The organism is Stutzerimonas degradans, assembly GCF_024448505.1.
Classification (GTDB): domain Bacteria; phylum Pseudomonadota; class Gammaproteobacteria; order Pseudomonadales; family Pseudomonadaceae; genus Stutzerimonas; species Stutzerimonas degradans.
Genome location: NZ_JAMOHV010000003.1, coordinates 418,262 through 426,759, shown reverse-complemented (window position 1 = coordinate 426,759; position 8,498 = coordinate 418,262). Strand labels below are relative to the sequence as shown.

The 8,498-nt window shown below is 64.6% G+C and carries 11 protein-coding genes; 8 read left to right on the top strand and 3 right to left on the bottom strand.

All coding sequences use genetic code 11. The features are described 5' to 3' along the window. From NAV27_RS07240 to NAV27_RS07215, 6 genes are all read left to right on the top strand, one after another. The coding region (locus tag NAV27_RS07240) for an electron transport complex protein RnfC (protein ID WP_256055293.1) at positions 1 to 371 on the top strand (371 nt) is incomplete at its 5' end. A 78-nt stretch (positions 372 to 449) separates the two neighbouring features. Further along, positions 450 to 1,478 carry an RnfABCDGE type electron transport complex subunit D gene (locus NAV27_RS07235; RefSeq protein ID WP_102827501.1) on the top strand — a complete coding sequence of 343 codons (1,029 nt, stop codon included), beginning with the start codon at positions 450 to 452 and terminating at the stop codon, positions 1,476 to 1,478. Position 1,479: 1 nt separating this feature from the next. Beyond that, the gene (gene rsxG, locus NAV27_RS07230) at positions 1,480 to 2,238 is read left to right on the top strand and encodes an electron transport complex subunit RsxG (protein ID WP_102827502.1); all 759 of its coding nucleotides are present in this window, start codon (positions 1,480 to 1,482) and stop codon (positions 2,236 to 2,238) included. Continuing rightward, entirely contained in the window at positions 2,235 to 2,948 is a 714-nt protein-coding gene (locus tag NAV27_RS07225; RefSeq protein ID WP_008566805.1) for an electron transport complex subunit E, read from the top strand. Before rsxG ends, NAV27_RS07225 begins: the two co-directional genes overlap by 4 nt. A gap of 10 nt (positions 2,949 to 2,958) precedes the next feature. Continuing rightward, positions 2,959 to 3,597 carry an endonuclease III gene (gene nth, locus NAV27_RS07220; protein ID WP_102827503.1) on the top strand — a complete coding sequence of 213 codons (639 nt, stop codon included), beginning with the start codon at positions 2,959 to 2,961 and terminating at the stop codon, positions 3,595 to 3,597. A gap of 107 nt (positions 3,598 to 3,704) precedes the next feature. Next, entirely contained in the window at positions 3,705 to 3,884 is a 180-nt protein-coding gene (locus NAV27_RS07215; protein ID WP_003287094.1) for a PA3496 family putative envelope integrity protein, read from the top strand. A 32-nt stretch (positions 3,885 to 3,916) separates the two neighbouring features. Here NAV27_RS07215 and gloA read toward each other — a convergent pair whose 3' ends face one another. The 3 genes from gloA to NAV27_RS07200 all read right to left on the bottom strand — a co-directional run bounded on the left by gloA (position 3,917) and on the right by NAV27_RS07200 (position 6,585). After that, positions 3,917 to 4,309, bottom strand: coding sequence for a lactoylglutathione lyase (gene gloA, locus NAV27_RS07210; RefSeq protein WP_003287095.1), 393 nt, complete (start codon positions 4,307 to 4,309; stop codon positions 3,917 to 3,919). Positions 4,310 to 4,395: 86 nt separating this feature from the next. Next, a complete protein-coding gene (locus tag NAV27_RS07205) occupies positions 4,396 to 5,616 on the bottom strand; it encodes an argininosuccinate synthase (protein WP_008566807.1) in 1,221 nt (406 codons plus the stop codon). A gap of 75 nt (positions 5,617 to 5,691) precedes the next feature. Beyond that, positions 5,692 to 6,585 (bottom strand): flagellar protein MotY, encoded by an 894-nt coding sequence (locus NAV27_RS07200; protein WP_009867778.1) that lies wholly within the window; start codon positions 6,583 to 6,585, stop codon positions 5,692 to 5,694. A gap of 161 nt (positions 6,586 to 6,746) precedes the next feature. Between NAV27_RS07200 and pyrC the strand changes: the two genes are divergently transcribed. Both pyrC and rnt read left to right on the top strand, forming a co-directional pair. Then, entirely contained in the window at positions 6,747 to 7,790 is a 1,044-nt protein-coding gene (gene pyrC, locus NAV27_RS07195) for a dihydroorotase (RefSeq protein WP_102827504.1), read from the top strand. Then, complete coding sequence (gene rnt / locus NAV27_RS07190; protein WP_009867781.1) at positions 7,787 to 8,461, top strand: ribonuclease T; 675 nt, start codon at positions 7,787 to 7,789, stop codon at positions 8,459 to 8,461. The genes pyrC and rnt overlap by 4 nt, the downstream gene beginning before the upstream one ends. Positions 8,462 to 8,498 lie beyond the last annotated feature (37 nt).

Sequence of the window (8,498 nt, the reverse complement as noted above, 5' to 3'; positions counted from 1 at the left end):
AACCCGCGGGCGACGAGGCGCTGAAGAAAGCCAAGATCGAACTAGCACTCAAGCGCGCCGAGCTGAAGAAAGCCGAACAGGCGGGCTGCGCGGATGCTGAGCTGGCCCGCCTGCGCGACGCCCTCGCTGCCGCCGAGCAGGCCCTGCATGCCGCCGAGGCAGACTCCGGAAAGCCCGCACCGGTCCTGTTACGCACCAGCAAACCGGGCGTCGACGAACGCTTGCGCGAATTGAAGACCAACGTGGCGTTTGCCCGCGCCGACCTGCGCAAGCTCGAACGCGACCCGGCCAGCGCCGCAGCCAGTCTGGAATCGGCACGCGCCCGTCTGCAGGCCGCCGAGCGACGCCTGGCCGAGCACATGGACGGCTGACGAGGCCGCACCAAACACACCCTCATGGTCGCGCCGGCAGCGGCGCCACCGCACAAAACCACAGGAACCACAGCACCAATGGCCCTGCCCCGCATCACATCGCCCCATGCCCAGGGCGGCAACCGCACCCAGCGCGTCATGCTGCTGGTGCTCGCCGCGACGCTGCCCGGCGTGATTGCCCTGACTTGGCTGTACGGCGCCGGCACGCTGATCAACCTGTGCTGGGCCAGCGGCGTGGCGCTGGCCTGCGAAGCGGCCATCCTCCAGCTGCGCGGCCGTCCGGTACGCTTCTTCCTGCGCGATGGCAGCGCATTGGTCACCGCCGTACTGCTGGCGCTGGCGCTGCCGCCCTACTCGCCCTGGTGGCTGACGCTGATCGCCACCGGCGTCGCCATCGTCTTCGGCAAGCAGCTGTATGGCGGGCTGGGGCAGAACCCGTTCAACCCGGCGATGGTCGGTTATGTAGTCGTGCTGATCTCCTTCCCGGTGGAGATGACCACTTGGCCGGTGCCCCACGGCGTCGGTCTTCTGGACGGACTGCGGCAGATACTCGGCATCGGCGCGCTGCCCGACGGCTGGAGCCAGGCCACCGCGCTGGACGTGCTTAAGCTCAACAACCGGCTGACCATCGAGGAGCTGTGGCGCAACCCCGCCTTCGGACATTTCGGCGGCATCGGCTCGGAGGTGGTCAATCTGGCCTTCCTCGCCGGCGGCCTGTTTCTCCTGCATCGGCGACTGTTCAGCTGGCACGCACCGGTCGGCATGCTCGGCGCGCTGGCGCTGATGAGCCTGCTGTTCTGGAACGGCGCCGGTTCCGACAGCAACGGCTCGCCGCTGTTCCACCTGCTCAGCGGCGCCACCATGCTCGGCGCCTTCTTCATCGTCACCGACCCGGTGAGCGGCGCCACCAGCACTCGGGGCCGACTGATCTTCGGTGCCGGAGTCGGCGTCCTGGTGTATGTGATCCGCGCCTGGGGTGGCTATCCGGATGGCGTCGCCTTCGCCGTGCTGCTGATGAACCTCGCAGCGCCGACGATCGACTACTACACGCGCCCGCGCACCTACGGCCATCGCAAGGCCGAGCGCGGCTTCAAGCTGGGCGAATGACATGATGCTTCCGGAAATCAGCCGCTCGATGTTGAAGAACGCCGCCGTACTCGGCCTGTTCGCCATCGCCACTGTGGGCACCGCCACGCTGCTGCAGCAGGGCACAGCCGAACGCATTCAGGCCGCCGAGCGTGAGGCGCAGGTTCGCGCGCTCGGCGAGATCCTGCCCCCCGGCAGCTACGACAATCATCTGCTCGACAACGTCGTCGAGGTGCATGATCGGCTGCTGGGCAACCGCCAGCCGCTGCCCGCCTACATTGCCCACAAGGATGGCCAGCCGGTTGCAGTCATCCTCCAGGCCACCGCGCCGGACGGCTACAGCGGCGCCATCCGCCTACTGGTCGGGGTGCTCGCCGATGGCCGCCTGGCTGGCGTGCGCGTCCTCAGCCATCGGGAAACCCCAGGCCTGGGCGACAAGATCGAGTTGGCGAAAAGCGACTGGATCCATGCCTTTGCCGGCAAGTCGCTGAGCGACCCCGACGAAGCCGGCTGGGCAGTGAAGAAGGATCGGGGCGACTTCGACCAGTTTGCCGGCGCGACCATCACCCCGCGCGCCGTGGTCGGTGCGGTGCATCGCGCGCTGCAGTACTTCGATGCGCACAAGAGCGAACTGCTGCAGGGCACCGATACCGCTGCGGACGCCGCGGCCGCTCCGGCTGACCAGCCCGCCACCACCATCCACTCGCGTGCCGGCACGGCAACCAGCGACGAGCTGCGTGCCCGCGAGCCGGCCGTTACGCCGAAAGGGAGCACGCCATGAGCACACCCAGCTACCGCGAACTGACCCTCAACGGACTGTGGAAAAACAACCCCGGCCTGGTACAGCTGCTGGGCTTGTGCCCACTGTTAGGCGTGAGCAACTCGGCCGTCAACGCGCTGGGCCTGGGGCTGGCGACCATGCTCGTGCTGACCTGCTCGAACATTGCCGTATCGCTGGTGCGCAGCGTGGTGAATACCGCCGTGCGCCTGCCAGCATTCGTGATGATCATCGCCGCGCTGACCACCTGCATCGAGCTGCTGATGCAGGCCTTCACCTACGAGCTGTACCAGATTCTGGGTATCTTCATTCCGCTGATCACCACAAACTGCATCATCCTCGGTCGCGCCGACGGCTTCGCCGCCAAGCACAAGCCGCTGGTCGCCGGCTACGACGGACTGGTGATGGGCCTGGGCTTCTGCCTGGTGCTGGTGGTGCTCGGCAGCATCCGCGAACTGCTCGGCACTGGTGCGCTGTTCGCCAACATGCAGCTGCTGCTTGGCCCGCTGGCCGCCAACTGGCAGATCACGCTGATCAACGACTATCAGGGCTTCCTGCTGGCGATTCTGCCGCCCGGTGCCTTCATCGTGCTGGGCCTGCTGATCGCGCTGAAGAACCGCATCGACGAACAACTCGCCGCCCGCGCCGCGGCGCGCGAACCGAAGGTCGCCGCAGCGAGCCGGCGGGTGCGTGTCACCGGGGTCATCGAATGAAGCTGCCTGAATGAATGCCACGAAACGCCGGGAGATCTTCCGTCGCCTGCACGAAGACAACCCCGAACCCAAGACCGAGCTGGCATACAGCACGCCGTTCGAGCTGCTGATCGCCGTGATTCTTTCCGCGCAGGCGACTGATGTCGGGGTGAACAAGGCCACCGCCCGGCTGTTTCCGGTAGCCAATACCCCGGAAGCGATCTACGCCCTCGGCTATGACGGGCTCTGCGAGTACATCAAGACCATCGGCCTGTACCCGAGCAAGGCGAAGAACGTCATCGAGACCTGCCGGATTCTGGTGGAAAAGCACGGCAGCCAGGTGCCGGACAACCGCGCAGACCTCGAGGCGCTGCCGGGCGTCGGCCGCAAGACCGCCAACGTGGTGCTCAACACGGCCTTTCGTCAGTTCACGATGGCGGTTGATACGCACATCTTTCGCGTCAGCAACCGTACCGGCATCGCGCCCGGCAAGAACGTGCTCGAGGTCGAACGCAAGCTGATCAAGTTTGTGCCCAAGGAGTATTTGCTGGACGCCCACCACTGGCTGATCCTGCATGGCCGCTATGTCTGCAAGGCACGCAAACCGCAGTGTGGCAGCTGTCGTATCGAAGACTTGTGCGAATACAAGCACAAGACGTCAGACGATTGAGCTCACTCGACAAATCCTTCTCTCACGATTGAAAAAATCTTTTTTACCGAGCCCGGGTTTGCCGCTATAAGGTGCGCCAAAGCGCCCAGTAGCCTTGGAGTGAACACGTGGCCGAGAAAGAAGATATACAGATCGAAGACGATTTCATCGCCGAAGACGACGACGAAACCACCGATGCCCCCGCCGAAGTCGCCAAGACCAACCTGACCAAGCGCCGCATCATCGACAACCTGCTCGAAGAGCGACGTCTGCAGAAGCAGCTCAACGATTTCGATTTCGACCTGTAATAAAAAAGCCCCTTTCGGGGCTTTTTTATTGGTCAGTCGCGGCGCTGCGGCGAGAGCAGCTCGATCTTGTAGCCATCCGGATCCTCGATGAACGCCAGGATGCTCGAGCCATGCTTCATCGGCCCCGGCTCACGGGTGACCTTGCCGCCACGGGCACGAATGTCCTCGCAGGCCTTGTAGACATCCTCCACCTCCAGGGCGATATGGCCGTAGCCGTCACCCAGCGCGTAATGCTCCACACCCCAGTTCTGGGTCAGCTCGATCACGCTGTTGTGCGCCTCGTCGCCATAGCCAACGAACGCCAGGGTGAACTGGCCATCCGGGTAATCCTTGCGGCGCAGCAGGGTCATGCCTAGCACTTCGGTATAGAAGGCGATGGATTTGTCCATGTCGCCAACGCGCAGCATGGTATGCAGCAGTCTCATGGGTTGGTTCTCCTCGCAGATACGGTGCATAAAGCAAGACCCCGGCACAGGGCCGGGGTCGGGTCAGGCTCGGTCCGCGCAGCTTATCAGAGCGGCGAACGACCTTTGCCAGCGGCGATGCGCATGCGCAGGGCGTTCAGCTTGATGAAGCCACCGGCATCGGCCTGGTTGTAGGCGCCGGCATCATCCTCGAAGGTGGAGATGCGGGTGTCGAACAGACTGTCGTCGGACTTGCGGCCGGTGACGATGACGTTGCCCTTGTACAGCTTCAGGCGCACCACGCCGTTCACGTGCTCCTGGGAGGCGTCGATCATGGTCTGCAGCATCTGCCGCTCGGGGCTCCACCAGTAGCCGTTGTAGATCAGGCTGGCGTACTTGGGCATCAGCTCGTCTTTCAGGTGGGCCACTTCGCGGTCCAAGGTGATCGACTCGATGGCACGGTGGGCCTTGAGCATGATGGTGCCGCCGGGGGTTTCGTAGCAGCCGCGGGATTTCATGCCCACGTAGCGGTTTTCCACGATGTCCAGGCGACCGATGCCGTTGGCGCCGCCGATTTCATTGAGCTTGGCCAGCACGGTGGCCGGGGTCATCTCGACGCCGTCGATAGCGACGATGTCGCCCTTGCGGTAGGTCAGCTCGATGTAGGTGGGGACGTCGGGCGCCTTCTCCGGGGAGACGGACCAGCGCCACATGTCTTCTTCGTGCTCGGTCCAAGTGTCTTCCAGCACGCCGCCTTCATAGGAGATGTGCAGCAGGTTGGCATCCATCGAATACGGCGATTTCTTGCCAGCTTTGGCGAAGTCGACCGGGATCTTCGCCTTTTCGGCGTAGGCCATCAGCGTTTCACGGGAAGTCAGCTCCCACTCGCGCCAGGGTGCGATTACCTGTACGCCCGGCTTGAGAGCGTAGGCGCCCAGCTCGAAACGCACCTGGTCGTTGCCCTTGCCGGTCGCACCATGGGAGATGGCGTCGGCGCCGGTCTCGTTGGCGATCTCGATCAGGCGCTTGGCGATCAGCGGGCGGGCAATGGAGGTGCCCAGCAGGTATTCGCCTTCGTAGATGGTGTTGGCGCGGAACATCGGGAACACGAAGTCGCGCACGAATTCTTCGCGCAGGTCGTCGATGTAGATTTCCTTGACGCCCATGGCCTGGGCCTTGGCGCGGGCCGGCTCGACCTCTTCGCCCTGACCGAGGTCGGCGGTGAAGGTCACCACTTCACAGTTGTAGGTGTCTTGCAGCCACTTGAGAATCACCGAGGTGTCCAGGCCACCGGAATAGGCCAGAACCACCTTCTTAATGTCCGCCATGCCATCAGCTCCACGGTTGTACGGAAAACCGTGGATTCTACCGATCACGGGGCTGTATTTACAGGGGCGCGCGCCTCAGCTGGCCGGCGTGGCAGGCGCCGTCGCTGCGGTCTCGCTGGCCGCCTCGCGCTCCAGGCGCAGCGTCACGCGGCGATTCTTCGCCCGTGCCGCGGCGCTGTCGTTGCGTACCAGCGGATAGCGCTCGCCATGAAAGCGCAGGGTAATCTGCGCCTCCGGTACGCCGTTGGCCTGCAGGTATTCCTGCACCGCGACCGCCCTTCTGCGCGACAGGTCACGATTGGTCAGGCGGTTGCCGCTGTTGTCCGAATGCCCGTCGAGCACGATGCGATTGACGCTAGGATCGGCCTTGAGGAACTGCAGGATGATGTCCAGCTTGGCGCGTGCGACATCATCCAGCACCACATCTCCAGACGGAAAACCGACCTGCGATTGGCGCACCTGATCGTAATTGACCGGCAGCAGCTTGGCCGCGCAGGCGCGATAGTCCTCGTAGGCCTTGGCGAATCGCGCAGGCAGCAGGCGCACCTCCAGCGTTTCGCCGCCGTGCAGGGTGCGGTGACGCACGACCGGGCTACGGCCTTCGAGCAGCCCGCTAAGCAGGCGGCCAGCCTGCAGATGCGAGCTGTTAAACGGAATTTCGCCGCCACCGACCGATACCACGCCCAGGTTGATATCACCTCGCGCCGGCTGCCAGGGCGCCGCGGCCGCATAAAGCGTGGCCGATCCTGCACCCAGCCAGCGCTGCGGGGACTGCAGACGGAAGATCGCCTCCTCGCCAGCGCGCCGGACGAACTGCCCACTGCCGAAGCCGGCGATCGGCTGACTCAGGCGGCACTCGAACTGATCCCCCTCGACATGCCACTGCACCCGTTCCAGACGGGTCTGGAAGGTGATGGCATCGGCCGGGGAGGCCAACAGGCAGCACAGCACGAGCGGACGCAGGCGCACGGGAAACTCCGGAGAGAACGCATTCCTCCGGGGTATCGGAGCGGCGCCACAAAACTTGAGCCATCCCCGCCCACGCTAGCTCCGGCTGCGGGGAGCGACGCGTGCCGCCGGCAGGCTTTTCCGGTAGCATTCGCGCACGTTTCACCCGCCAGGAAACCCGCATGTCCGACCGAATCACCCTGCTGCGCCCCGACGACTGGCATATCCACCTGCGCGACGGCGCGGTGCTATCGCACACGGTGGCCGACGCCGCGCACCAGTTCGCCCGCGCGATCATCATGCCCAACCTGGTGCCGCCAGTACGCAACGCCGATGAAGCTGCCGCCTATCGCCAGCGCATCCTCGCCGCCCGCCCGAACGGCAGTCGCTTCGAACCGCTGATGGTGCTCTACCTCACCGACAGCACCAGCGTCGAAGACGTGCGCGCCGCCAAGGCCAGCGGCTTCGTGCACGCGGCCAAGCTCTACCCTGCCGGCGCCACGACCAACTCGGCATCGGGCGTGACGCGGATCGACAACATCTTCCCGGTATTGGAAACGATGGCCGAGGTCGGCCTGCCCCTGCTCGTGCACGGCGAGGTGACGCGCAGCGAAATCGATATCTTCGACCGCGAGAAGCATTTCATCGACGAGCAGCTGAGCCGTGTAACCGAGCGCTTCCCGCAACTGAAGGTGGTGTTCGAGCACATCACCACACGCGATGCCGTGCAGTTCGTCGAGGCGGCCGGCGCCAATGTTGGCGCCACCATCACCGCCCACCATCTGCTGTACAACCGCAACCACATGTTGGTCGGCGGCATTCGCCCGCACTTCTTCTGCCTGCCCATTCTCAAGCGCAACGTGCACCAGGAAGCGCTGCTGGATGCTGCCACCAGCGGCAATCCGAAGTTCTTCCTCGGCACGGACTCGGCGCCGCATGCCCAACATGCCAAAGAATCCGCCTGTGGCTGCGCCGGCTGCTATACCGCGCATGCGGCCATCGAGCTGTATGCCGAGGCCTTCGAACAGCGCAACGCGCTGGACCGGCTGGAAGCCTTCGCCAGCCACTTCGGCGCCGACTTCTACGGCCTGCCGCGCAACACCGAGCAGATCACGCTGGTGCGCGACGCCTGGGAAATGCCGGCCAGCCTGCCGTTCGGCGAGCAGCAGCTGATTCCGCTGCGCGCCGGGGAAATCCTGCGCTGGCGCCTGGAGGCAAGCCGATGAGCGACGAGCATTTCGACGACGAGCTGGACACCAACCAGCCGGGCCGCCCTCGTTCGCCAATGGCGCGCCGCTTCCGCGGCTTCCTGCCCGTCGTCATCGACGTCGAGTGCGGCGGTTTCAACTGCGCCACCGACGCCTTGCTGGAAATCGCTGCGGTGACCATCGGCATGGATGAGCAGGGCCTGCTCTACCCGCAGGAAACGCAGTTCTTTCGTGTCGAACCGTTCGCCGGCGCCAACATCGAGCCGGCAGCACTGGAATTCACCGGCATCAAACTCGATCACCCGTTGCGTATGGCGGTCAGTGAAGACCACGCGCTGCACGAGATCTTCCGCAATGTGCGCAAGGCGGTGAAGTCCAGTGGCTGCAAGCGGGCGATTCTGGTCGGTCACAACAGCAGCTTCGACCTAGGCTTCCTCAACGCGGCGATTGCCCGCTGCGATATCAAGCGCAACCCGTTCCATCCATTCTCCAGCTTCGACACCGCCACGCTCGCCGGCCTTGCCTACGGCCAGACCGTGCTGGCCAAGGCCTGCCAAGCGGCCGGAATCGATTTCGACGGCCGCGAGGCACACTCGGCACGCTACGACACCGAGAAGACCGCTGAGCTGTTCTGCGGGATCGTCAACCGCTGGCGGGAAATGGGTGGCTGGGAAGAGTTCGACGAATAACGCCGCAGCTGCGAGGCGTTTACAACGCTATCGCTAG

What these genes read in the sequence shown, in the direction of transcription:
- nth (WP_102827503.1), top strand. Translation starts at nt 2,959, where the DNA reads ATGAATGCCACGAAACGCCGGGAGATCTTCCGTCGCCTGCACGAAGAC.
- NAV27_RS07205 (WP_008566807.1), bottom strand. Translation starts at nt 5,616, where the DNA reads ATGGCGGACATTAAGAAGGTGGTTCTGGCCTATTCCGGTGGCCTGGAC.
- NAV27_RS07235 (WP_102827501.1), top strand. Translation starts at nt 450, where the DNA reads ATGGCCCTGCCCCGCATCACATCGCCCCATGCCCAGGGCGGCAACCGC.
- gloA (WP_003287095.1), bottom strand. Translation starts at nt 4,309, where the DNA reads ATGAGACTGCTGCATACCATGCTGCGCGTTGGCGACATGGACAAATCC.
- rnt (WP_009867781.1), top strand. Translation starts at nt 7,787, where the DNA reads ATGAGCGACGAGCATTTCGACGACGAGCTGGACACCAACCAGCCGGGC.
- rsxG (WP_102827502.1), top strand. Translation starts at nt 1,480, where the DNA reads ATGATGCTTCCGGAAATCAGCCGCTCGATGTTGAAGAACGCCGCCGTA.
- NAV27_RS07225 (WP_008566805.1), top strand. Translation starts at nt 2,235, where the DNA reads ATGAGCACACCCAGCTACCGCGAACTGACCCTCAACGGACTGTGGAAA.
- pyrC (WP_102827504.1), top strand. Translation starts at nt 6,747, where the DNA reads ATGTCCGACCGAATCACCCTGCTGCGCCCCGACGACTGGCATATCCAC.